Source organism: Tessaracoccus sp. OS52 (assembly GCF_020687685.1).
Taxonomy (GTDB): domain Bacteria; phylum Actinomycetota; class Actinomycetes; order Propionibacteriales; family Propionibacteriaceae; genus Arachnia.
In genome coordinates, this window is the sequence record NZ_JAJEWM010000001.1 from 577663 (window position 1) to 601666 (window position 24004).

Annotated in this window: 19 protein-coding genes and 1 riboswitch; of the genes, 13 read left to right on the forward strand and 6 right to left on the reverse strand. The window is 67.6% G+C overall.

The genetic code is table 11. The features are described from left to right. The first annotated feature begins 8 nt into the window (after nt 1–8). The 12 genes from LKO27_RS02620 (at nt 9) to LKO27_RS02675 (ending at nt 15348) form a co-directional block, all read left to right on the forward strand. Complete coding sequence (locus tag LKO27_RS02620) at nt 9–1184, forward strand: BMP family ABC transporter substrate-binding protein (protein ID WP_227735337.1); 1176 nt, start codon at nt 9–11, stop codon at nt 1182–1184. 160 nt (nt 1185–1344) lie between these two features. Beyond that, nucleotides 1345–2877 (forward strand): ABC transporter ATP-binding protein, encoded by a 1533-nt coding sequence (locus LKO27_RS02625; protein WP_227735338.1) that lies wholly within the window; start codon nt 1345–1347, stop codon nt 2875–2877. After that, nucleotides 2870–4084: an ABC transporter permease gene (locus tag LKO27_RS02630; RefSeq protein ID WP_227735339.1), complete on the forward strand. Its 1215-nt coding sequence runs from the start codon at nt 2870–2872 to the stop codon at nt 4082–4084. Before LKO27_RS02625 ends, LKO27_RS02630 begins: the two co-directional genes overlap by 8 nt. Continuing rightward, complete coding sequence (locus LKO27_RS02635; protein ID WP_227735340.1) at nt 4081–5373, forward strand: ABC transporter permease; 1293 nt, start codon at nt 4081–4083, stop codon at nt 5371–5373. The genes LKO27_RS02630 and LKO27_RS02635 overlap by 4 nt, the downstream gene beginning before the upstream one ends. A 14-nt stretch (nt 5374–5387) precedes the next feature. Next, nucleotides 5388–5813, forward strand: a complete 426-nt coding sequence (locus LKO27_RS02640) for a cytidine deaminase (RefSeq protein WP_227737191.1) — start codon at nt 5388–5390, stop codon at nt 5811–5813. Between the two features lie 10 nt (nt 5814–5823). Then, a complete protein-coding gene (locus LKO27_RS02645) occupies nt 5824–6912 on the forward strand; it encodes an adenosine deaminase (RefSeq protein WP_227735341.1) in 1089 nt (362 codons plus the stop codon). A gap of 21 nt (nt 6913–6933) precedes the next feature. After that, nucleotides 6934–7872: a ribonuclease HI family protein gene (locus LKO27_RS02650; protein WP_227735342.1), complete on the forward strand. Its 939-nt coding sequence runs from the start codon at nt 6934–6936 to the stop codon at nt 7870–7872. Between the two features lie 107 nt (nt 7873–7979). After that, nucleotides 7980–8549, forward strand: a complete 570-nt coding sequence (locus tag LKO27_RS02655; protein ID WP_227735343.1) for an NADPH-dependent FMN reductase — start codon at nt 7980–7982, stop codon at nt 8547–8549. Between the two features lie 128 nt (nt 8550–8677). Next, nucleotides 8678–8909, forward strand: a riboswitch (cobalamin riboswitch). Nucleotides 8910–9031: 122 nt separating this feature from the next. Next, nucleotides 9032–11890, forward strand: a complete 2859-nt coding sequence (locus LKO27_RS02660; protein WP_227735344.1) for a ribonucleoside-diphosphate reductase subunit alpha — start codon at nt 9032–9034, stop codon at nt 11888–11890. Nucleotides 11891–11937: 47 nt separating this feature from the next. Beyond that, nucleotides 11938–12963, forward strand: coding sequence for a ribonucleotide-diphosphate reductase subunit beta (locus LKO27_RS02665; RefSeq protein WP_255622047.1), 1026 nt, complete (start codon nt 11938–11940; stop codon nt 12961–12963). A 95-nt stretch (nt 12964–13058) separates the two neighbouring features. Then, a complete protein-coding gene (gene metG / locus LKO27_RS02670) occupies nt 13059–14852 on the forward strand; it encodes a methionine--tRNA ligase (protein ID WP_227735346.1) in 1794 nt (597 codons plus the stop codon). A gap of 34 nt (nt 14853–14886) precedes the next feature. Continuing rightward, nucleotides 14887–15348 (forward strand): VOC family protein, encoded by a 462-nt coding sequence (locus LKO27_RS02675; protein WP_304650895.1) that lies wholly within the window; start codon nt 14887–14889, stop codon nt 15346–15348. 49 nt (nt 15349–15397) lie between these two features. Here the strand turns inward: LKO27_RS02675 and LKO27_RS02680 are convergent, their stop codons facing one another. From LKO27_RS02680 to LKO27_RS02700, 5 genes are all read right to left on the reverse strand, one after another. Then, the gene (locus LKO27_RS02680) at nt 15398–17230 is read right to left on the reverse strand and encodes a DUF2207 domain-containing protein (protein WP_227735348.1); all 1833 of its coding nucleotides are present in this window, start codon (nt 17228–17230) and stop codon (nt 15398–15400) included. A gap of 37 nt (nt 17231–17267) precedes the next feature. Further along, nucleotides 17268–18917, reverse strand: a complete 1650-nt coding sequence (locus tag LKO27_RS02685) for a phospho-sugar mutase (RefSeq protein ID WP_227735349.1) — start codon at nt 18915–18917, stop codon at nt 17268–17270. Nucleotides 18918–18926: 9 nt separating this feature from the next. Continuing rightward, complete coding sequence (locus LKO27_RS02690) at nt 18927–19736, reverse strand: purine-nucleoside phosphorylase (RefSeq protein WP_370629937.1); 810 nt, start codon at nt 19734–19736, stop codon at nt 18927–18929. 125 nt (nt 19737–19861) lie between these two features. Then, a complete protein-coding gene (locus tag LKO27_RS02695; RefSeq protein ID WP_227735350.1) occupies nt 19862–20743 on the reverse strand; it encodes a DUF559 domain-containing protein in 882 nt (293 codons plus the stop codon). Between the two features lie 258 nt (nt 20744–21001). Continuing rightward, entirely contained in the window at nt 21002–21721 is a 720-nt protein-coding gene (locus LKO27_RS02700; protein WP_227735351.1) for a hypothetical protein, read from the reverse strand. Here LKO27_RS02700 and LKO27_RS02705 point away from each other — a divergent pair. Then, nucleotides 21702–23111 carry an NAD(P)H-quinone dehydrogenase gene (locus LKO27_RS02705; RefSeq protein ID WP_227735352.1) on the forward strand — a complete coding sequence of 470 codons (1410 nt, stop codon included), beginning with the start codon at nt 21702–21704 and terminating at the stop codon, nt 23109–23111. The genes LKO27_RS02700 and LKO27_RS02705 overlap by 20 nt on opposite strands. Before the next feature lie 7 nt (nt 23112–23118). On the opposite strand, the gene LKO27_RS02710 is transcribed toward LKO27_RS02705, so the two are convergent. Then, nucleotides 23119–23970: a hypothetical protein gene (locus LKO27_RS02710; RefSeq protein WP_227735353.1), complete on the reverse strand. Its 852-nt coding sequence runs from the start codon at nt 23968–23970 to the stop codon at nt 23119–23121. Between the last annotated feature and the right edge of the window lie 34 nt (nt 23971–24004).

The following is a 24004-nucleotide window of genomic DNA, read 5'->3' on the forward strand; positions in this document are numbered from 1 at the left end:
TCACCGAAGTGAAGAAGTCCCTGCTCAAACTCGCGGCCATCGTCGGCGCGAGTGCCCTTGCCCTCAGCGGCTGCGCCGAGGCGCCCCCGACGGATGCCACCACCGCACCCTCCCAGTCTGCGGAGGACACTGCTTCGGAGACCTCTCCTGAGGAGACCACGTCCGAGGAGCCCACCACGGACGACTCGGCGTCGGAGACGGCCGGTGCCGTCGACTTCAAGGCTTGCATGGTGTCGGACTCGGGCGGCTTCGACGACAAGTCGTTCAACGAGACCGCTTACAACGGCCTGCTGATGGCCAAGGACCAGCTCGGCATCGAGACCGGTGAGATCGAGTCCACCGTCGAGTCCGACTTCGCTCCCAACGTGCAGGCCATGATCGACGCCAACTGTGACATCGTCGTCACCGTTGGCTTCCTCCTCGCAGGGGCCACCGAGGCCGCGGCCAAGCAGAACCCGGAAGTGGACTTCGCGATCGTCGACTTCGGGTCCTTCGAGGGCGTCGACAACGCCAAGGGCCTCGTCTTCAACACTGCGGAGTCGTCGTTCCTCGGGGGCTACCTCGCTGCTGGCATGACCAAGACCGGCACCGTCGGGACCTTCGGCGGCGCCAAGATCCCCACCGTGACCATCTTCATGGACGGCTTCGCCCAGGGCGTGGACCACTACAACGAGACCAAGGGCACCGATGTGAAGGTCATCGGCTGGAACCCGGAGGCCCAGGACGGCCAGTTCGTCCCCGGTGATGACCCGTTCCAGAACATCGACGGTGGCAAGAACACCGCCGAGACCCTCATCGCCCAGGGTGCCGACATCATCCTCCCGGTGGCGGGTCCTGCCGGTCTCGGCGGCCTCCAGGCGGCCCAGGCCTCCGGTGGCCAGGTCAACGCCATCTGGGTGGACACCGACGGCTGCGTCTCTGCGGAGGAGTACTGCTCGTCCATCATCACCTCGATCTACAAGGGCATGGACGTCGCGGTCTTCGAGGCCATCAAGGCTTCCATGGACGGCGAGTTCAGCTCTGACCCGTTCGTCGGGACGCTTGAGAACGAGGCCACCGGCCTGTCGCCGTTCAACGAGTTCGAGGAGGAGGTGCCGGCCGAGCTGAAGTCCGAACTGGAGCAGCTGAAGGCAGACATCATCGCCGGCGACATCACGATCACCTCGACGGCGCAGCCCAAGTGAGCTGAGTGATCCAACGTGGGCTCGGCCTGAGCCCTCGCCAGGGCCTGATCGGGAGCGGCGCTCCCGATCAGGCCCCTTCAACGTGGAGGCCCCAGCGCTTCTGCTTCAATGTCTGAAAGAACCCGATGCGGCCAGCGGCGGCCCTTACCCAGGAGCTGATGTGACCACCACAGTGTCCGAATCAGAGGTGCTACACCTCAGCGGCATCACGAAGCGATTCGGCTCCCTGACCGCCAACGACGCCATCACTGTGGACCTGGTGCCCGGGCGCATCCACTGCCTGCTCGGCGAGAACGGCGCCGGCAAGTCCACGCTCATGAACATCCTCTACGGCCTGTTGGAGGCCGACGAGGGCACCATCTCCATCGGTGAGCGTGAACTCCACCTCACGAGCTCGAAGAAGGCGATGGCAGCCGGCATCGGGATGGTGCACCAGCACTTCATGCTGATCCCGGTCTTCACCGTGGCCGAGAACCTCGTGCTTGGTCGCGAACCTGGCCGGCTCGGACTGCTGGACCTCGACCAGGCACGCCAGAAGGTCCGCGAGCTGTCCGACCGCTACCGCCTGGACGTGGATCCGGACGCCCTCGTGGAGAACCTCCCGGTAGGCATCCAGCAGCGGGTGGAGATCCTCAAGGCGTTGGCCAACGACGCACGCTACCTGGTCTTCGACGAGCCCACCGCGGTATTGACGCCCCAGGAGATCGACGAACTCATGGACATCATGAGGGCACTGCGCGACGAGGGACGGGCGATCTGCTTCATCACCCACAAGCTCCGCGAGGTGCTCGCCGTCGCCGACGACATCACGGTCATCCGGCGGGGCAAGGTGGTGGGGCGGGCCGAGCCCACCGCCACGGAGTCGGAGCTGGCGGAGATGATGGTGGGCAGAGCCGTGAACCTGCAGGTGGAGAAGGCGCCGGCAAAGACGTCGGCGGACCGCCTGGTGCTGACGGACTTCACCGTCGCTGACGCCGGCGGAGCGGTCGTCGTGGACGGCCTGGACCTCACCGTCCGGGGCGGAGAGGTGGTCTGTGTGGCGGGTGTCCAGGGCAACGGCCAGAGTGAACTCGCCGCCGCCCTCCTCGGCACGCTGCCGGTGATCAAGGGGTCTGCTTTCCTGGACGGCGTCGACATCACGCACGCGGTTCCTCGCAAGACCATCGCGGCCGGAATGGGGTTCGTTCCCGAGGACAGGCAGCGTGACGGTTTCGTGGGTGACTTCACGATCGCCGAGAACCTCGTCCTGAACCGTCCGTCGGAGTTCGCCCAGGCGGGCAACCTCCAACTCGGCAGGATCCAGGACAACGCCAAGGAACGGCTGGTCGAGTTCGACATCCGGGCTTCCGGCGAGTCCCAGCCCGTGAAGTCGCTGTCAGGCGGCAACCAGCAGAAGGTGGTGCTGGCCCGCGAACTGTCGCGACCGCTGAGCCTGCTGGTGGCGAACCAGCCGACCCGCGGCGTCGACGTCGGAGCCATCGAGTTCCTCCACAAGCGCATCATCCAGGAGCGCGACCGCGGGACGGCCGTCCTGATCATCTCCACCGAACTGGACGAGGTGGAGTCCCTCGCGGACCGGATAGCCGTGATGTATCGGGGCAGGATCGTCGGGGTGGTGCCCCCGGACACCCCCCGCGAGGTGCTGGGCCTGATGATGGCGGGTATCGAGCAGAAGGAGGCCTCGGATGTCTGAGGAGAGCGCGGCCGAGAAGGTCGTGACACCCGCGTCCGTGGCCGCGCCCAGGTCCCGCTGGTGGACGGGTGTGGTGGTCACGGCAATCGCCCTCGTGCTGGCGTTCGTCGTCGGTGCCGTCGTCATGGTGCTCGCCGACCCCGACGTCGTGGGGAAGTTCGCCTACTTCTTCAGCAGGCCCGGCGACGCACTGTCGGCCTCCTGGGACAAGATCACCCTCGCCTACGGCGCCCTCCTGCGCGGTTCCCTCGGCTCGTGGGTGGCGATCACCGAAACGACGGCGCAGGCCACCCCCCTGATCTGCGCCGGGCTCGGCGTGGCGTTGGCCTTCCGGGCGGGCCTGTTCAACATCGGAGGTCAGGGGCAGGCGATCTGGGGAGCCATCGTTGGCGCCTGGATCGGCTTCAGCGTCACCGGCCTTCCGATGATCCTCCACATTCCGCTGGCGCTCATCTGCGCGATGGTCTTCGGAGCGATCTGGGGAGGAATCGCCGGTTTCCTCAAGGCAAAGGCCGGCGCCCACGAGGTCATCACGACCATCATGCTGAACCACATCGCCTCCACGATGCTGAGCTACCTGCTCATCACCTCCATGTTCCAGATGCCCGGGCGCACTGACCCGATCTCGCCCGTCATCGAGTGGACCGCCACGCTTCCGCGCATCGCCGGTACCCGTCTCCACCTCGGCTTCCTGCTCGCGCTCCTGGCAGCCGTGGCGGTCTGGTGGTTGCTGGAGCGCACCACCCTGGGCTTCCAGATCCGGGCGGTCGGCCACAATCCGTACGCGGCGGGAACTGCGGGCATGAGCGTGGCGCGCGTGACCATCGTCGCGATGGCGATCGCCGGCGGCCTGGCCGGCCTCGCAGGCGCGCAGATGGTGATGGCGCCAACACTGCTGACCAGCTTCCCGCCGCAGCTCTCCGCGGGGATCGTGGGGGGCGTGGGCTTCGACGCCATCACCGTTGCGCTGTTGGGACGCTCGCGCCCGCTCGGCGTGGTGGTTGCCGGCCTGTTGTTCGGTGCGATGAAGGCCGGGGGTCTGACGATGAGTGCCGAGGCGCAGACGCCGTCGGAGCTCACGAGCCTCATCCAGGCGTTGATCGTGCTCTTTGTCGCGGCACCCAAGTTCGTGACGTGGCTGGTGCCCGCCCTGAGGGAGCGTCGCGCGCCCCGGGTGAGCAGGAACAAGAAGGCGGTGGCCGCATGACTGCCATTATCGAGACCCCTGCGATCCCGGTCGGCCCGGTGGCCGTCGAGGCGCCCGAGGACCGGATCCAGCGCATCTCGACTGGCTCACTGCTCGTGGTGGTCGGAGTGCTCCTCGCGTGGGCTACCACCAGCGCCCGTGGCGAGGCCCGGATCGCGCTGTCCGACGCCTTCGACGCCGTTCAGCTACCGGTCATCACGCTCCCTGGCATGGTCACCGTCGGCGTGTGTGCGGTTCTGGTGCTCGTAGCCGGCGTCGCCTACCTGCTGAACCGGCCGGTCGGGCGGGCGCGGACCATCATGGGCGTGGTGGCCGGCGTGGCCGTCCTGCTCGGCTTCGTCACCTGGGTGGCGGCCGGCAGCACGCTGCCCTTCACGCTGACCAACCAGCTGCGCGGGACCCTCGCCGTCGCCACGCCGCTGGTGCTCGGCGCCCTGTGTGGCGTCTTCTCGGAGCGGGCGGGCGTGGTCAACGTCGCGATCGAGGGCCAGTTCCTGACTGCGGCCTTCGCGGCGGGCATCACCGGCTCCCTCACCGGGTCCCTGCTTGCTGGCCTGTTCGCGGGCGTCCTCGCAGGGGTCGCGATGGCGGGGGTGCTCGCGCTGTTCGCGCTGAAGTACCTCATGGACCACGTGATCCTGGGCGTCGTCATCAACCTCCTGGCGTCGGGACTGACCGGCTTCCTGTTCAAGCAGCTCGTGCAGTCCGACACCTCGCGTTACAACGCGGTGCCGATCATGCCCCGGATCCCCATCCCGGTGTTGAAGGACATCCCGTTCCTCGGGCCCATCCTGTTCAACCAGACCGCGTTGGCCTACCTGGCCATCATCGCCGTCCCCATCGCCTGGTTCCTGCTGTTCCGCACCAAGTGGGGACTGCGGGTCCGTGCAGTCGGCGAGCACCCCCACGCCGCCGACACTGTGGGCATCAACGTGGTGTGGACGAAGACGGCCTCGGTCCTGCTCGGTGGCGTGATGGCCGGCCTGGGCGGTGCCTACTTCACGATCGGCTCCACCGGCTCCTTCCGGCCCGACCTCACCGTCGGCAACGGGTTCATCGCCCTGGCGGCCCTGATCATGGGCCGCTGGCACCCTGTGCTGGCTGCGTTCATGGCGCTGTTCTTCGGTTTCGTGACGCAGCTGGGCCAGACGCTCAACCCGCTCGGCAGCCCGATCGACAGCTCGTTCCTGCTCATGCTGCCCTATGTGGCAACCATCATCGCCGTGGCCGGACTCGTGGGACGCGTCCGGGCGCCGGCGGCCGACGGTCAACCCTTCATCAAGTCATGACTGGGGACAGCACGATGGAAGTGGACTGGGACGCCCTGCGCGCCACCGCCGTCGAGGCGTCGGGGCACGCGTACGTGCCGTACTCCGACTATCCGGTGGGAGCGGCGGCGATGGTTGACGACGGCCGCGTGGTCTCGGGCTGCAACGTGGAGAACGCCAGCTACGGCGTGACGCTGTGCGCCGAGTGCGGACTGGTCTCCGCGCTGGCGCTGAGCGGCGGCGGCAGGCTTGTCGCCTTCACCTGCGTCGACGGCCGCGGTGAGGTGCTGATGCCGTGCGGGCGGTGCCGGCAACTGCTCTACGAGTTCGGCGGCCCGGAACTGGTGATGGAAACCCCCGCCGGGATCCGGACCCTGGATGAAGTGCTGCCGCAGGCTTTCGGTCCGCAGAACCTCCAGGAGAGACCTCCCAGCACCGGTAGCGTTGCACCAACCGCCTGAAGGAGTACCAATGCTGAGCGTCGAAGACCTGCGCGGACTGCCAAAGGTGGCGTTGCACGACCACCTCGACGGCGGACTGCGCCCCGAGACCGTCATCGAACACTGCACGGAGAACGGGCACGACCTGCCCACCACGAACCCCGACGAGCTGCGCCGCTGGTTCTTCGAAGCCGCCGACTCGGGCACGCTGGTGCGGTACCTGGAGACCTTCGAGCACACCGTCGCCGCCATGCAGACCGCGGCCCAGATCAGGCGGGTGGCGCACGAGTTCGCCGTGGACCAGGCGCTGGACGGGGTGGTCTATGCCGAGGCTCGCTACGCGCCCGAGCAACATCTGGGTCGGGGTCTGACGCTCAGGGAGGTGGTGGAGGCGGTCCGGGACGGTCTCGACTCCGGGATGGCGGAGGCTGAGGCCACCGGACACGCCATCGTGGTCCAGCAGATCGTCACGTCGATGCGCCACGGGGACCCGACGCTCGAGATCGCCCGGTTGGCCGTCGAGTACCGCGACCAGGGCGTGTGCGGCTTCGACATCGCCGGCGCCGAAGACGGCTTCCCGCCGGCGCGGTTCAGGGAGGCGTTCGACTTCCTCCGAAGCGAGTGCGTGTTCTACACCGTCCACGCCGGCGAGGCCGCTGGACCCGAATCGATGCACGAGGCGATCGCGGTGTGCGGTGCCAACCGGATCGGCCACGGCGTCAGGATCATCGAGGACATCACCCGGGACGAGCGGGGGAAGGTCAAGCTCGGGAGGCTCGCATCCTACGTCCGGGACGCGCAGATCCCGCTGGAGGTGGCGCCTTCGTCGAATCTCCAGACCGGGATCGCGGACAGCATCGCCGAGCACCCGGTTGCTCTGTTGTGGAGCCTGGGCTTCAACGTCACGATCAACTGCGACAACCGGCTCCAGAGCGGCACCACCATGAGCCGCGAGTTCGGCAGGCTGGTCTCCGACCTGGGATGGGGTATCGACGACGTCGAACGGGCCACCACCAACGCGATGGCTGCCGCGTTCCTGCCCCACGATCAGCGGCTCGCCCTAATCCACGGGATCATCAAGCCCTCCTACACGGCGTTCCGTGCAGGCTGGGATTCATGAGCGCCCGCTAGCATCTCACCCGTGATCATTGCTGCCGCCGACGGCTCGGCCCTGTCAAACCCCGGTCCTGCCGGATGGGCCTGGTACATCAGTGACGACATCTGGGCAGCTGGCGGCTGGCCGCACGGCACGAACAACATGGGCGAACTCATGGCGGTCCTGGACCTCCTGCAGTCCACTGCCCACACCGGCGAGCCACTACGGATCCTCTGCGACTCCCAGTACGTCATCAACTCCCTCACCAAATGGATGCCGGGGTGGAAGCGCCGGGGTTGGAAGAAGGGGGACGGGAAGCCAGTCATCAACGTGGAACTCATGAAGGAACTGGACAAGGCCCTCCAGGGCCGTGAAGTCCAGTTCGAATGGGTGAAGGGCCACGCCGGGCACGCGATGAACGAGGCCGCCGACGAACGCGCGCGGGCTGCCGCCACCGCGTTCCAGCAGGGGCGCGCCCCGAACCCGGGACCCGGCTTTCCGAAGGCGACGGCGACCGCGCGGGGGAGGCTGTTCGAGCCCAACACCATCGAGGAGGCTCCCGCCCTCTTCAGCTTGACCGAACCTGTCCCGGACCAATCAGGTGACCAGACTGGCGCTGCCCCGACTCCCGGCACCGCGAGCCCACGAGTCCGGACCGCCCTCCTGCAACTGACCCGTGAACTGCTCTCGGACCAGGTACGAACCGACGCCGCGAGGCTGGCGGAGCTGCTGCATCCGGACTTCGTCGCCCACAGCGTCGACGGCCAGGTGGTCACCCGCGAGTACGGCCCCTGGGAGCCGACGTCCCCGGACTTCGAGGTGCTGGCGATCGACGCCTATGGTGAGGGCCTCGTCGGGATGCGGTGGATCCAAGGGGCTGACAGGGCGAGGCTGCGGTTCTCGCTGTGGCAGAAGACGCCGTCGGGCTGGAAGTTGCGGTTCGCGCAGGTCACCCCGGTAGTGGGGGAGTCCAACGGGGTCTGAAGCCGCCGGATGCAGGTTTCCCGTCCCTCGGTTCTGGATCCCTGACGGAGTTAGACTCGTCCTTCCGGACCAAGGACGGCCCGGTAGCCAGGAGAAGGGAAACACGCATGACCACGTACAAAGTGGGCTACTTCGTTGGCAGCCTGTCCTCCACGTCGATCAACCGCACGCTCTCGAAGGCGCTCATCAAGTGCGCCCCCGATGATCTCGAGTTCGTCGAGATCCCCATCAAGGACCTGCCGCTCTACTCCCCGGACTACGACGCCGACTACCCGCCAGAGGGCAAGGCGCTGAAGGATGCCATCGCAGGGGTGCAGGCCGTGCTGTTCGTCACGCCCGAGTACAACCGTTCCATCCCCGGTGCGCTGAAGAACGCCATCGACTGGGCGTCGCGGCCCTGGGGTCAGAACTCCTTCGACCACATGCCCACCGCCATCATCGGGGCGTCCATCGGGTCGATCGGCACGGCCGTTGCACAGCAGAGCCTGCGCGCAGTGATGGCGTTCTGCAACGCCCGCCAGATGACCGCTCCCGAGGCCTACATCCACTTCAACGCCGACGCCTACGGGCCCGACGGCGAGGTCAACGACGACGGCCTCAAGGGAATCCTGACGGGCTTCATGGGCGAGTTCCGCGAGCACATCGAACGAGTGCTCACGGTCCTGCCGCGCCACTAGCCACCAGCAGTCTCGAACACATCGCCCGCTCCCTTCGGGGGCGGGCGATTTCGTCTTCGTGCATGCCTTGCGGAGAACCTCAACGACACACCATGTTGTGGTCCAAGTCGTCTAACAGTTCAACATGTAGTGTTCATGGCGCTGAAGGTTCCCGGTGGTCGCGAGGCCCCCGGGAGGAAACAGGGAACCCGGTGCGAATCCGGGACTGCCCCGCAGCGGTGAACGGGAACGACCGTCGTCACCACCAGGCCCGCCTGGTGGTAAAGCACTGGACAGAGTCCGGGAAGCGTCGACCAGTAGACGGCTCTCCAGGAGCCTCGCCCGTGAGTCCGAAGACCTGCCTCGGCCCGGGCGCGACCGTGCCCGGAAGTGTTCGCGGCCTCGTGGGAGGGCCGACGACGTCGCGGGATCCCGGCGCACCTGCCGGGATGGGTCCGCCTCGTTTTCCTCCCCGTCGCTGCGACAGGACTCGAGGGAGAAACATGACCACGACGCTCAACCATGCGTTGCCCACCCAACCGCCCACAACAGCCCCGCACGCCTTCGCCGTCGTCAAACGGGAGGGCGCCGTCGTCGCGTTCGAGACCGAGAAGATCTCGGTCGCCATCGCGAAGGCGTTCATCGGGGTGGACGGCCAGGCGGCCGCTCAGTCGTCGCGAGTGCGACACCTGGTGGAGACCCTGACCGCTCAGGTGCTGGCCGCTCTCACTCGCCGCTACGGGAGTGGACGGAGCGTCCATGTGGAGGAGATCCAGGACCAGGTGGAACTGGCGCTGATGCGGTCCGGGGAGCACAAGGTGGCCCGGGCCTACGTCCTCTACCGCGAGGAGCACGCCCGCATCAGGGAGGGTGCCACCGCGACGCCCGAGGTCCCCTCCCGCCTCGCTGGCCTCCGGGTACGGACCCCTGACGGGCTTCAGCCGCTCGACGGCCTGCGATTGATGCGGGTGATCGCGGAGGCGTGCGACGGGCTCGCGCGCGTCGATCCTGAACTGGTGCTCCAGCAGACTGCGGAAGCGCTGTACGACGAGCTGCCGTCCGAGGAACTCTCGATCGCGCCCGTGTTGGCGGCGCGGGGCCTGGTCGAGCGCCACCCCGACTACTCCGTAGTCAGCGCCAGGTTGCTGCTGGACGGCCTGCGGTCGGAAGTGCTGACCCTGCTCTCGGGCGAGACCACGACTGCGACGGCCGAGGAGATGGCGGACCTCTACCCGAACCACCTCAAGCAGTACGTGGCGTTCGGGATCGAGGTTGGGCGACTCGACCCGCGGTTGGCGGAGTTCGACCTCGCGAAGCTGGGAGCGGCGATCGACCCCGAACGTGACCTCGCGTTCACCTACCTGGGGCTGCAGACGCTGGCTGATCGCTACTTCCTCCACGAGGATGGGCGTCGCTACGAACTGCCGCAGACGTTCTTCATGCGGGTGGCCATGGGTCTGGCGCTGAACGAGGATGCCAAAGAGGACCGGGCGATCGAGTTCTACCGATTGCTGTCTGGCTTCGGCTTCATGTGCTCCACCCCCACGCTGTTCAACTCGGGCACCGTCCGGCCGCAGTTGTCGTCGTGCTTCCTCACCACCGTCGGCGACGACCTGTCGGGCATCTTCGACGCGATCCACGACAACGCCATGCTCGCGAAGTTCTCCGGCGGCCTGGGCAACGACTGGACGCCCGTGCGTGGGCTCGGGGCCCACATCCACGGGACCAACGGACGCTCCGCCGGAGTGGTGCCGTTCCTGAAGATCGCCAACGACACCGCCGTGGCAGTCAACCAGGGCGGCAAGCGCAAGGGTGCCGTCTGCGCCTACCTGGAGACCTGGCACATCGACATCGAGGAGTTCTGCGAACTCCGCAAGAACACCGGTGACGAGCGACGGCGCACCCATGACATGTTCACTGCGCACTGGGTGCCGGACCTGTTCCTCGAACGAGTTGAGTCCGACGGTGTCTGGACGCTGTTCTCACCCGACGAGGTGCCCGGCCTCCACGACGCCTACGGCTCGCGGTTCCGGGAGTTGTACGAGGGCTACGAGGCCGACGCGGAAGCTGGGCGCCTGAAGGTCCACAGGAGCGTGCGCGCCGTCGACCTGTGGCGGCGGATGCTGACCATGCTGTTCGAGACCGGGCACCCGTGGATCACGTTCAAGGACCCGTGCAACATCCGCTCCGCCCAGCAGCACGTCGGAGTGGTGCACTCCTCGAACCTGTGCACGGAGATCACCCTGAACACCTCCGCGGACGAGATCGCGGTTTGCAATCTCGGCTCGGTCAACCTCGCGGCGCACGTCACACGGTCCGGGATCGACGTCGAGCGGCTCCGGGGCACCATCGCGACCGCGGTGCGGATGCTCGACAACGTGATCGACCTGAACCTCTACACCGTCGACAAGGCCGAGCGGGCCAACCAGCGACACCGTCCCGTCGGTCTGGGACTCATGGGTTTCGCCGACGCGCTCGTGAAGCTGGGAATCGGTTATGCCAGCGAGGCAGCGGTCGAGTTCGCCGACGAGTCGATGGAACTGATCAGCCACGCCGCGATCACGGCGTCGGCGCAGCTTGCCGAGGAGCGGGGGGCATACGGTTCGTTCGAGGGATCCCTCTGGTCGCGCGGGATCCTGCCGATCGACTCGGTCCGGATGCTCGCGCAGGAGCGTCAGGGAGACCTTGGGCAGGGCACGTCGACCCGGCTGGACTGGGCTGGCTTGCGGCAGCGGGTCCGCGCCGGGATGCGCAACTCCCTGCTGCTGGCCATCGCGCCGACGGCGACCATCAGCAACATCGTCGGAGTCGCGCAATCCATCGAGCCCTTCTACCGAAATCTCTACGTCAAGACCAACATGTCGGGCGACTTCACTGTCCTCAACGGCCAACTGGTCGAGGTCCTGGCCGAACGCGGTCTCTGGGATGAGGTCATGGCACAGGACCTGAAGTACTTCGACGGCGTCCTCGGACCGATCGATCGCGTGCCGGACGACGTGAAGCAACTGTTCGCCACTGCCTTCGAGATCGACCCGAGCTGGCTCATCCGGGCTGCCTCGCGGCGTCAGAAGTGGCTCGACCAGGCGCAGTCGCTGAACCTCTACGTGGCTGAACCCGATGGGCGCAAGCTCGACGAGATGTACCGATTGGCGTGGCGAAGCGGATGCAAGACCACCTACTACCTGCGCTCCCAGGCCAGGACCCACGTCGAGAAGTCCACGCTGGCCGGCACCGACGGCCGCCTGAACGCCGTCGAAGTCCCGAGTGCGACCCTGCTGGGCGCGATTCCGTCCCTTGTCCAGCCCGACGGGGCGCCCCAACCGTGCGCAGTCATCGATCCCGAATGCGAGGCCTGCCAGTGAACAGCACGCCCCTTGAGAACCTCACCGGAAGCGGCCTCAGCCCGGACCTGCGCGGCGGCCGCGTGCAGGTCAGCGAGAAGTCGATGATCAATTCCCGCGCCGACGTCAACCAGCTGCTGCCGATGAAATACGGCTGGGCGTGGGAGAAGTACCTGGCCGGTTGCAACAACCACTGGATGCCCACCGAGATCTCGATGCAGGCCGACATCCTGCTGTGGCGAAGCACCGACGGTCTCACCGATGATGAACGGCTCATGGTGAAGCGGAATCTGGGATTCTTCGCCACCGCCGAGTCGCTCGTCGCCAACAACATCGTCCTGGCTGTCTACCGGCACCTCACCAACCCGGAATGCCGGCAGTACCTGTTGCGGCAGGCGTTCGAGGAGGCGGTCCACACCCACACCTTCCAGTACATCTGCGAGAGTCTCGGCCTCGACGAGGGCGAACTGTTCAACATGTACCGCGAGATCCCCTCCATCAGCGACAAGGACTCCTGGGCGCTGCGCTACACCCAGCACCTCGAGGATCCGGGGTTCACGACGGGGACGCCCGAGAAGGACCGGGCCTTCCTGCGAGACCTGATCGCCTTCTACGTCGTGTTCGAGGGCATGTGGTTCTACACCGGCTTCGCGCAGATCCTCTCGCTCGGGCGCCGCAACAAGCTGGTCGGCGTAGCCGAGCAGTACCAGTACATCCTGCGCGACGAATCGATCCACCTGAACTTCGGCATCGACACCATCAACCAGATCAAGGCCGAGAACCCGCAGCTGTGGACCGAGGCGTTCCAGGCCGAGGTGCGCGGCATGCTGGCGGAGGCGTGTGAGCTGGAGGTCGCCTACGCCCACGACACCATGCCGCGGGGAATGCTCGGCCTCAGTGCCGAGAGCTGCGCCCAGTACCTGCGATTCATCACCAACCGGCGGTGTGTGCAACTTGGGCTGGCTCCGGTGTTCGGGCCGGTCGAGAACCCGTTCGGCTGGATGTCGGAGGCCATGGACCTGGGCAAGGAGAAGAACTTCTTCGAGTCCCGGGTCATCGAGTACCAGACCGGCTCCAGTCTCAGCTGGGACTGACCAGCCCTGACCGGGCCGTCAGGGCGGGACTGACGGCCCGGGCTGGGGAAAGCCCGCGGAGAGCGCCAGGGACGGCGGACGCTAGGATGACGCCCATGTGTGCTGATGTTCTTGCTGCCGTCGCCTGGCCCTACGCCAATGGCCCCCGTCACATCGGGCACGTCTCGGGCTTCGGTGTGCCCTCCGACGTGTTCTCCCGATTCATGCGGATGAGCGGCCATGACGTCCTGATGGTCTCCGGTACCGACGAGCACGGCACCGCGATCCAGGTCAAGGCGGAGCAGGAGGGGCTCACTGCCCGTGAGTGCGCCGACAAGTACCACCGCATCATCGCCACGGACCTGCAGGGACTCGGACTGTCCTACGACCTCTACACCCGCACCACCACCCCCAACCACTACCGCGTGGTGCAGGAGGTGTTCTCGGCGCTGTACGAGAACGGCTACATCGTCGCCAAGACCCAGATGGGGGCCATCTCGCCGTCGACGGGCCGCACCCTCCCGGACCGCTACATCGAGGGCACCTGTCCCATCTGCGGCTTCGACGGTGCCCGTGGCGACCAGTGCGACAACTGTGGCAACCAGCTGGATCCCGCAGACCTGATCAACCCCCGTTCCCGCACCAACGGCGAGATCCCCAAGTTCGTCGAGACCGAGCACTTCTTCCTGGACCTCCCCAAGACGGCCGAGAAGCTGGGGGAGTGGCTGGAGGGACGCAAGGACTGGCGGCCGAACGTCCTGAAGTTCAGCCACAACCTGCTGGCCGACCTCAGGCCGCGGGCCATCACCCGGGACCTGGACTGGGGTGTGCCGGTCCCCCTCGACGGGTGGCGCGACGCCCCGATGAAGCGGATCTACGTCTGGTTCGACGCTGTCATCGGATATCTGTCGGCCTCCATCGAATGGGCGCGCCGCACCGGAGACCCGGAGGCTTGGCGCAAGTGGTGGAACGAGGAGACCGCCAAGTCGTTCTACTTCATGGGCAAGGACAACATCGTCTTCCACTCGGTGATCTGGCCGAGCATCCTGCTCGGCGCCAACGGTCAGGGTGCCGTGGGTGGCGACGTGCACGAGGCACTGGGGGAACTCCAGCTCCCGACGGAGGTGGTGTCGTCTGAGTTCCTGACCATGAAGGGCTCGAAGGTCGCCAGCTCGCGCGGAGCGTCGATCTTCGTCGGGGACTTCCTCGCCGAGTTCGGGCCGGACGCTCTTCGCTACTACATCGCCGTCGCCGGACCGGAGAACCAGGACACCGACTTCACGTGGGAGGAGTTCGTCCGCCGCATCAACTTCGAACTGGCCAACGAGTGGGGCAACCTCGTGAACCGCTCCATCTCCATGGCACACAAGAACAACGGGGCGATTCCGGCGGCGGGCGAGTTCACGACGGAGGACGAGGCGCTGCTGGCCGAGTCCCGCCGGGCCTTCGACGTCGTCGGTGAGCACCTCGGCGCCCGTCGGTTCAAGCTGGGCATCACCGAGGCGATGCGCATCGTCGGGCTGGCCAACAAGTACCTCTCCGACCAGGAGCCGTGGAAGCTGAAGGAGCGCCCGGACCGGCGCGACACCGTGCTGCACGTCGCCCTGCAGGTGGTCAGCGACTGCAACACCCTGCTCACGCCCTTCATGCCGCACGCGGCGCAGAAGATCCACCTCGCGCTGGGCAACGCCGGCACATGGGCAGCCCTCCCGGAGCTCGTGGAGGTCTCCGAGGGCGATTTCCAGTACCCCGTCCTCACCGGCAACTACGCCGACGAACTCGCGCGCTGGGAGTCCATCCCCCTGGTCGCCGGTACGCCGCTGGGGAAGCCGTCGCCGCTGTTCACGAAGGTCGACGAGTTGCTGGCCGAGACCGGCCCCAGCTGGGCACCGATCGTGCGGGACGCCTGATACGTTCGACGGTTTGTGCAACTGTTGACCGATGATGGCCAAGCAGATCCAACTGACGTTCGACGCGCTATCGCCCCGCGCACTGGGGCTCTTCTGGGCCGAGGTCCTCGGCTACTCAGTCGACCCGCCGCCCGGAGGCAAGCTGGGAGGCGTCGAGGAGACCGTGGCGGCGTGGATGGATGCCCTGGCCGCATCGGACGTCCCGGAGTCGGAGTGGGACTCGGCGTTCGCGCTCGTTGATCCCGACGGCGTCGGGCCGCGGATCTTCATCCAGCGGGTCCCCGAACCCAAGACCGCCAAGAACCGGTTGCACATCGACGTCCGCAATGCCGTGGGCCTCGAGGGCGACGAGCGCATGGCCATCCTGGAGGCTGAGTGTGAGCGGCTGCTCGCGCTCGGCGCCACGCGACTGCGCAGGTTCGAGCCCGCGCCACCGCTGAGCCACGGCTTCATCGTGATGGCGGACCCGGAGGGCAACGAGTTCTGCCTCGACTAGCCCTTCGACAGCCTCAGGGCGACGGGTGCGGCCTCAGGCCACGGGAGCGTCACCAGGAGCCGAAGCTGCCGCCACCTCCGGAGAAGCCACCGCCGCCGGAGAAGCCCGAACCGCCGGAGGAGCCCATGGACTCCATCTGGGCCTGCATGTTGGCGCTCATCGCCTGGCTCATGGCGTTGTTGAAGTCGTGCCCGAAGTTGTTCAGGCCCATGGTGAACAGCGAGTAGTTGTACAGGTTGGCGCCGTAGTACCAGCCCAGGTCGGGCTCGTAGATGCCGCGTGCGCCGAGTTCCGCGAAGATCTTGGCCCAGCGGTCTGCAACGCCGAAGATCATCGCGTAGGGGAGGTAGCGGCTGAAGACGTCGATGCCCTCCTCGAACTTGATCTGGTCCGCCTCCGCGGTGCGCAGGTACAGCTCGAAGCCCTTCGCCTCCGCCAGGACGGCGGATCCCTTCGCCGAACGCGTGCGGAACTTGCCGGACATCACGATGAGTCCCAGACCGAGGACGGCGATCGGCACAGCCAGCAGACCCCAGCCGATCTGACCGAGCCCGAGGGCCACCAGGACGGCCACGACGAGCAGCCCGACCCCGATCGCGATCGGTGCAAGTTGCGCGGTGTTCGGGTTCTTCTTGAACCAGCCCAGTTCGACGACGCGCTTGTAGAGGCGCTCCTTGGTCTTCGGCTGGACCTCGTGGTAGTCGGCGTCGGCCAGGTCGGAGATGCGCACGGTGTCGCCGCGCTTGAAGATCGCGGACAGCAGCTTGCTCTCGTACGACACCAGCTCGTCCTTGCCGCCGCGTTCCCGGGTGATGACATGGTCCGAACCGCGTTCGTCGACGGTCGCTATCCGCACGTGTCCCCGGACCGCGAGGTCGATGAGAGTGGCCGAGACGTCGATGCTGTCTGCTGTCGTGTCCATCAACGTCCCGATCTCGCCGGGACGCGCGCCCTTCGGCGGGCGGAACGCGACGGCCACGTTCTGACGTCCGGCTTTCTTGCCGATCAGCGCCTCGTCGCCCGGCTTGGGAGCCAGACCGGGAGTCAGGCCGAGGAACACGTCGTCGCGGGCGTGGCGACGGTGGATGCCGACCAACGCGACGATGGCACCCAGCCCCAGCACGCCCGCCGCGATCCCGGTCCCGGCGTTGACCTCGAACATGTTGCCGACGGTGACGCGTCGGGTCTTGATCTGCTCGACACCTCCGAAGGTGCCGGCCGGGAATCCGGCGACGATCTGGACGGGGGAGCCGGCCGAGAGTTCCGGGATCGAGTAGGTGGCAGTCGGGCCGTCAGAGCTGTTGGTGCACTCGCTGGCGTAGCTGGGACCGTAGAAGCAGGCGGTCCGGGAGATGTCGGCGGGGCCATTGACCGTGAACTGGACGTCGCTCATGCGGCTCGCCATCGCGCTCGAGATGGGGTTCCAGTTGAACTCATCGAGCCCGGATTCCGGGTGGTCGGAGACGATCAGCCCTTCCACGTCGTAGGTGAGCACGTAGGACTGGGGCTGGCGGTAGACCACGTCCTCCTCGCCGACCCGGATCACGACCTGACCCGAATCCCGCTCCACCAGCGTCTCCGTCCGGGCGCCCGTGGGCGAGGTGACGTTGATGTTGGAGATGGGGAACGAGAACCACTCGTCGGGGTTCTGGCCGTCGGCCTGTCGCTCCGTGAGGGCGATCAGGGGCCCCCGGCCGCTCACCTGCCCGAAGTCGAGGGTCATCTCCATGGTGATGGAGGCGACCCCGTCGGCCGAGAGGTCCACGGTGGTGTGGAACTGCGTGTAAGGGGCGCCGTCCTCGGCAGCGGCTGGGGCGGCCACCGCCAGCAGTCCGAAGAGGCTCACGACAACGGAAACCAGGACAGCACGCCATGCTCGCATGACTCCAGCGTACCGGCCGCGGCAACAGCGGCTGCGATCAGATGCCCAGTGCCGTGGCCAACTCTGAACGGAGCTCGTCCAGCTCGGCCGCGGCGCGGGCACGAGCCGCTGCGGCATCGCTGGATTCCTCTGGCGTGAGCACCACCTCGAGGTAGACCTTGAGTTTCGGCTCGGTGCCCGACGGGCGCGCGACGACGTGGATCCGCTCGCCGGTGAACTCGACGGCGTCGGTGGCGGGCAGGTCGTCGGTCCCGGTCAGGAGATCTGCGACGCCAACGCGCCGGCCAAGCAGATGTGTGGGGGGATCAGCGCGCAGGCTCGCCATCGCGTCGGTGATCTCCGACAGCTCCGTCACCCGTACCGACAGCTGGCTGGTGGCATGGAGCCCGTGGGTGGCGGCAATCTCGTCCAGCCTGTTGCCCAAGGTGCGGCCCTGGGCCTTGAGTTCAGCGACGAGGCGGAGAACGAGGAGGCCGGCGGTGAGGCCGTCCTTGTCCGGGACGGCCGCTGAGTCGCAGCAGTAGCCGATGGCTTCCTCATATCCGAAGGCCAGTTCCGGGACCCGACCGATCCACTTGAAGCCGGTCAGGGTGGTGGTGTGGCGCCGCCCGGCGGCCAGTGCCATGTCTCGCAGGAGCGTCGAGGACACCACCGAGTTGGCGAACTGTCCCGGCCTGCCCAGCCGGATGACGTAGTCACCCAGGAGCCCGCCGAGCTCGTCGCCGGTCAGCATGCGCCAGACACCGTCGACGGGGGCAGCAACCGCGCAGCGGTCCGCGTCCGGGTCATTGGCGATGACGACGTCGGCGCCGCTGGCCTGTGCGAGGGCCAGTGCCAGGTCGATCGCACCCTTCTCCTCCGGGTTCGGGAAGGAGACGGTGGGAAAGCGCGGGTCGGGCGCGGACTGCTCCGGCACCTCGATAGGAGCGGGGAACCCTGCCCCCGCGGCGACGGCGCGCATTGGGCCCGCGCCGACGCCATGCATCGCGGTGTGGACCCAGACCACGTCGCGGGGGGCACTTCCGGGTACCAGCGTGGCAGCCCGCGCGACGTAGGCCTCGAGGAGTTCGGCTCCGATGGTGGCGTAGTCGCCCTCTCGCTCCATGGCGCGCAGGAGCTCGGGAGTGACCTTGCGGATGCACTCGGAGATCTCGCCGTCGACTGGCGGGATGATCTGCGAGCCGTCACCCAGGTAGACCTTGTAGCCGTTGTCCTCGGGCGGGTTGTGGGAGGCTGTGACCACCACGCCGGCGACACACCCGAGGTGCCGGATGCCGAACGCGACGACCGGGGTGGGAATGGGACCGGCGGTGAGTACCGGCTCGAAACCCTGACCGGCGAAGATCTCGGCCGTCTCGCGGGCGAACTCGTCGGACTTGCGTCGGGCGTCGTAGCCGATCAGCACCTTGCCACCGGCCAGGCCCTGCTGCGTGAGCCAGGCGGCGAAACCGGCGGCAGCCTGACCCACCACCACCCGGTTCATCTGCGCGGGTCCCGGACCGATCCGGCCCCGCAACCCCGCGGTGCCGAACTCCAGCGGTCCGGCGAACGCGGCCCGCAGCGCGGCGATCGCGACGTCGTCGCCCCCTTCAGCGGCCGACAGCAGTCCCTGCAGTTCCTCGACGGTGTCCGGGTCCGGGTCGTCGGCCAACCAGTCGCGGGCGGTGGCGAGTACGGCGTCGATCATGGCCGGCCCTCAGAGCGCGCCGACGATGCCGGCGAGCAGTTCCGCCAGGCGTGGGCCGGCGTCCCTCCCGGCCTGCAGGACCTCGGCGTGGTCAAGATCCCCCTCGCCGAGTCCTGCGGCGGCGTTGGTGACCAGCGAGAGCCCGAGCACCTCCATGCCCGCTTCCCGGGCGGCAATGGTCTCCAGCGTCGTTGACATGCCGACCAGGTCGCCCCCCAGGATGCCGGCCATCCGAACCTCGGCGGGAGTCTCGTACTGCGGGCCACGGAACTGGACGTAGACGCCCTCGGGCAGGCGTGGGTCGATGCGTTGCGCCAGCGCGCGAAGACGCCCGGAGTAGGCCTCCGTCATGTCGATGAACGTCGCACCCCGCAGGGGGGTGGTGCCGGTGAGGTTGATGTGATCACCGATCAGTACGACGGTGCCGGGCGCCCAGGCCGGGTTGAGCCCACCGCAGCCGTTGGTGAGGACCATGGTCCTGGCACCCCAAGCGGCGGCGGTGCGGACGCCGTGCACGACTGGGTCCACGCCGCGGCCCTCGTAGAGGTGCGTGCGGCCGGTCAGGATGGCGGCGGTCTTGCCGCCCGCGGTCCGGACCACACGAAGCTGGCCGCCGTGACCGCTCACGACAGGCTTGCTGAAGCCGGGGACGTCAGCGAGTTCAAGCTCCCCGAGCGGCTCTCCAAGGCTGTCGGCGCCCGAGGACCAACCGGAGCCGAGTACCAGTGCGACGTCGATGCTCGGCACTCCGAGACTGTCGGCGAGATGTCGGGCGGCCGTCGCTGCGGACTGGGCTGGATCAATGGCTTCGCTGCTCACACCGACAGCCTACTTGTGAGGGTGCCTGGGCTCAGGCGAGCCGGGAACACTGACTCGGCGTGTCGTGGACGCTGGCCGTCCATGACACGCCGAGTTCGTGTCCCAGATTCCCACCCCTGAGACAACTATCCCGAATGGCCCCCGCGGCCTCTCTTGTGACGCTTGTTGACCACGGACCTGATGAACTCCACAGTCTCGTCCGGATCCTCGGTGATCTGCCTCGGTGTCAGGACGTAGACGGTCCAGCCGGCGCCAGCGAGGGCGTTCATGCGGGAGCTGTCGCGCTCCATGGCCTCCCGGGTGCTGTGGAACTCGAAGCTGTTGACCTCGAAGCCGAGCTTCATCCGCGGCAGTGCCACGTCGATCACGAACCTGTTCCCGGCCACGGTCACCGCGTGGTTTCCGGTCCAGCCGATGATGCCGCTCCCGCGCAGCAACCGGTGGAGTTGCAGTTCCGCCACCGACCAGGGATTCCGGGACAACTCACGAGCCAGCTCCAGACGTTCGGAATGATGTCGACCGGGCCAACGCCGGGCCGTCGTCAGCAGCGACTCAGGTGTTACTCGGGATCCTCGCAGGGCTGCCGTCGCCGGATCGAAGTCACCCGCGAGTCCTGCGGCCAGACAGGTCGCCTCGGCCCCCGTGAAGCAGACGTCAGGGCCCCACTCCAGGAGCTCGGTAGGGAAGCTCAGGTACTGGAACCGGACCAGTCCCCGCTTCTTCATCCGGGTCTTGGCGCTCACCAGGACCTCGGCGACGTCGAGGGTGAGGCCCATGCCCCAGTTGGCTGCGAGTCGGCCAGAGATGATGGCGTTGGGTTGCCACAGCAGCACCGCGCGGAGCCACGCGTCCGCGTCGTCGTTGAGGTCCGGGTGCATCAACACCCCCGGTAAGGCTTTGATGAGCCTCCCTTCCGCAACCAGGCGCGACAGAGCACTGCGCTTGCCGGGGTGGTCCGCTATCCGGAGTACGCCGCCGTCGTGCGCGGCAGGGTCAATGAGGCTCATGTCACCCATTGGCGGGTTTGAGGGGGTTCGTCGACAGGTCCCTGACGGTGTCAGACAACACCGATTGCTCCGTCGGCAACAGATCCCCATGCCCGGACAACACGTCGGCTGGTTGCGTCAGCACCTCGCCGGGTGCCGAGCGCGAACTCGGAGTGTCGTGGACGCCCGCCCTCCACGACACGCCGACTTGGCGTCCCAGAATCCCGAGCCCGCACCCGAGCGGGCACTCGCACACTGCCCGGGACGCGGAGGCAGGGTTCAGCGCACGATCGCCAGGAGGGTGGTCATCGCGTCCGATATCTCGGCGTCGCCGACGCTCCGGGAGCGGGCCCGGGCGTCTCCGACGGAGATCATGCGGGTGGCCAGCCGCCAGAACGTGTCCTGGTCCATTACCACCTCGGCATCGGGAGCGCCCTCGACGGGCACGAGCCCCCAACCGGAGTCGCTCCGCACGCAGTCCCAGGTGCCTCCCGCCCGGCCGGTGACGCTGAGTCGCGCCCGGGTGCCGGCAGGCCGGTCGAGCCCCCGCAGGGTGTGGGGTAGTGCGCGTGCGAACGTGTCCACGACGGTGTCGGCGTACTCCACCGAGCCGCCCTGGGAGACCGTCTCCCGGATCTGCTGCTCGTGTACCCAGTTCTCGGTGAACTCGCGCGCCAGATCGATCCACCGTGGTGAGCGGCCCTCGCCGGCCCAGGAGACGTCTGCGTCGGCCGGGCCGTCGAGGGACTGGCCCGCCCAGTGGGCGTCGAGCTGTGGGCCGAGGTGCGACAGCAGGTCGGTGACCAGTTGTGGGCTGAATTGCCGGAAGGTGGCCACGAAGGACTCGTTGGACCGGGTGATGCGCTCTGCCAGCGTGTCCCCTGCAGGCAGGGGAGGGCGGTGACCGTCCCGGGAAACGGTGAGCCTCCGCAGCGGATCGGTCAACAGCCGCCGGGGTGCCTGTGACAAGATGACAGGCGTGACGAAGGTAGTGATCATCGGTGGCGGTCCAGGCGGGTACGAGGCGGCGCTGGTGGGCAGCCAGCTCGGGGGTGAGGTCTCGCTCATCGAGCGAGACGGCCTTGGCGGCGCGGCCGTCCTGACCGACTGCGTGCCTTCCAAGACGCTGATCGCCACGGCCGAGGTCATGAGCACCATGCGCCAGGCCTCCGGGCTGGGCCTCCACTTCGCGGGCGACGACGACTTCCAGAGCGCCATCCAGGTCGACCTCGCCGAGTTGAACGGCCGCGTGCGTGAACTCGCCACGGCGCAGTCCAAGGACATCCTGTCGCGCCTGCAGCGCGAGGGAGTCACCTTGATGAAGGGCAGCGCCCGGCTGGACGGCCCCAACCGGGTGGTCGCGGACACCGCCGACGGGGGCGAGCGCATCCTCGAAGCCGACATCGTGCTCCTGGCCACCGGCACCACGCCGCGCGAGCTCCCCGAAGCCCCCTGCGACGGGGTCCGCGTTCTCAACTGGAAGCAGCTCTACGACCTCGAGGAGCTGCCGGAACGCCTGATCGTCGTCGGCTCGGGCGTGACGGGCGCCGAGTTCGCCTCCGCCTACGACGCGCTCGGCGTCGACGTCGTGCTGGTCTCGTCACGCACCCAGGTGCTGCCGGGTGAGGACCAGGACGCCGCCAACGTCCTCCAGCGCGCCTTCAAGGACCGCGGCATGGAGATCATGAGCGAGTCCCGCGCCCAGGCCGCACGCACCGAGGGGGACGGGGTGCTGGTCACATTGACCGACGGAAGCGTGGTCCGCGGTTCCCACTGCCTGATGGCGGTCGGCGCCATCCCCAACACCGCAGGAATCGGGCTCGAGGAGGCGGGAGTGCAGCTGACGCCGTCGGGCCACGTGCAGGTGGACAGGGTGTCGCGCACCAGCGTCCGCAGCATCTATGCGGCCGGGGACGTGACAGGCGTGTTCGCGCTCGCCTCGGTGGCGGCGATGCAGGGCCGGATCGCGATGTGGCACGCCCTCGGGGATGCGGTATCCCCGCTCGACCTGCGCGAGGTCTCCTCGAACGTCTTCACGTCACCGGAGATCGCGACGGTGGGAGTGACGCAGGCGCAGGTGGACGCCGGGGAGATGCGGGTGGCCTCGGTGCTGCTTCCGCTCGGCGGGAACGCCCGGGCCAAGATGCAGGGCTTCACCGACGGCTTCGTGAAGCTCTTCTGCCTGCCCACCACCGGCATCATCGTGGGCGGCGTGGTGGTCGCACCCTATGCTTCCGAGCTGATCCACGCAGTGTCCATCGCGGTCGGCCAGCGCATCGACGTGGACAAGTTCAGTGCGTCGTTCACCGTCTACCCATCCATGTCCGGATCACTCGCGGAGGCCGCTCGACGGCTCCACCACCACACCCCTGAGGTCCTGACCAGCTGAGGCCGCCTCAGTCGTGGAACAGCCCCATCAGCAGGCTGAAGCCGCCGATCATCAGGGCGCCCTGCGTCAACTGCCGGATGGCGGGATCCATGCCGTAGGGCTCGTAGTAGCCGCGCGCCCAGGCCGCCTGGCGGCTGTCCTCCCAGTAGGGGACCAGCTGGCCGTTCATGACCGGGACCATGCGGATGTGCGGGTTGGCGCCGGACTGCACTCGTGCGGCGTCCAGGGCACAAGCGGGGACGCGGCGTGCCACCCCGCCGTCGGGCGCCCAGTCGACGTCGGCGACGGACGGCCCGTGGGCCGGGTTGAAGAAGCAAGGGGGCCGACGCTCCGGCAGCGGCCGGCCATGGGCGCGGGCCTTCACGCACTCGATCGCGTAGCGACCCTCCTCGAGGATGTGCGTGATGTGCGTGGCGTCGGAGTCGAGTTCCGCGTTCCGAAGTGACTGCTTCGCGTTCTCGTAGGCGTCCAGAGCCTTGGTGTAGTCGGCCTGCGCCTCCGGGCTGAGTTCGAGGCCGACGACGTCGAGGTCCAGATCACGCAGTTCCCCACCGAACCGGGTGATGTCGGTGTCGACGGCTTCCTTGGAGGCATCGCTGAGCGGCTGCTCGATCTGCTGGGCGCCCTGCCAGCCGCCCATCTGCTGCATGCCGTAGGGGTTGTACTGGGCGAAGGGATCACGATGCGGTGCGAAGGGATCCTGCTGGGAGTAGGGATCCTGCAGCATCCTCGGTTGCTGCGGACCGTACAGCGACGACGGCGGTGGCCCGCCGGGACCCATGCGGTTGAGCCGTCCTCGCGTGATCCCGCCACCGATCGCGCTCAGCAGGATGGCCAAGAAGATCAGCATGAAGATCATGTCCATACCCGAGCCACCCACGCTTTCCTCCGAC

What these genes read in the sequence shown, in the direction of transcription:
- metG (WP_227735346.1), top strand. Translation starts at nt 13,059, where the DNA reads ATGTGTGCTGATGTTCTTGCTGCCGTCGCCTGGCCCTACGCCAATGGC.
- LKO27_RS02680 (WP_227735348.1), bottom strand. Translation starts at nt 17,230, where the DNA reads ATGCGAGCATGGCGTGCTGTCCTGGTTTCCGTTGTCGTGAGCCTCTTC.
- LKO27_RS02685 (WP_227735349.1), bottom strand. Translation starts at nt 18,917, where the DNA reads ATGATCGACGCCGTACTCGCCACCGCCCGCGACTGGTTGGCCGACGAC.
- LKO27_RS02655 (WP_227735343.1), top strand. Translation starts at nt 7,980, where the DNA reads ATGACCACGTACAAAGTGGGCTACTTCGTTGGCAGCCTGTCCTCCACG.
- LKO27_RS02660 (WP_227735344.1), top strand. Translation starts at nt 9,032, where the DNA reads ATGACCACGACGCTCAACCATGCGTTGCCCACCCAACCGCCCACAACA.
- LKO27_RS02710 (WP_227735353.1), bottom strand. Translation starts at nt 23,970, where the DNA reads ATGATCTTCATGCTGATCTTCTTGGCCATCCTGCTGAGCGCGATCGGT.
- LKO27_RS02675 (WP_304650895.1), top strand. Translation starts at nt 14,887, where the DNA reads ATGGCCAAGCAGATCCAACTGACGTTCGACGCGCTATCGCCCCGCGCA.
- LKO27_RS02645 (WP_227735341.1), top strand. Translation starts at nt 5,824, where the DNA reads ATGCTGAGCGTCGAAGACCTGCGCGGACTGCCAAAGGTGGCGTTGCAC.
- LKO27_RS02635 (WP_227735340.1), top strand. Translation starts at nt 4,081, where the DNA reads ATGACTGCCATTATCGAGACCCCTGCGATCCCGGTCGGCCCGGTGGCC.
- LKO27_RS02700 (WP_227735351.1), bottom strand. Translation starts at nt 21,721, where the DNA reads ATGATCACTACCTTCGTCACGCCTGTCATCTTGTCACAGGCACCCCGG.
- LKO27_RS02630 (WP_227735339.1), top strand. Translation starts at nt 2,870, where the DNA reads ATGTCTGAGGAGAGCGCGGCCGAGAAGGTCGTGACACCCGCGTCCGTG.
- LKO27_RS02695 (WP_227735350.1), bottom strand. Translation starts at nt 20,743, where the DNA reads ATGAGCCTCATTGACCCTGCCGCGCACGACGGCGGCGTACTCCGGATA.
- LKO27_RS02640 (WP_227737191.1), top strand. Translation starts at nt 5,388, where the DNA reads ATGGAAGTGGACTGGGACGCCCTGCGCGCCACCGCCGTCGAGGCGTCG.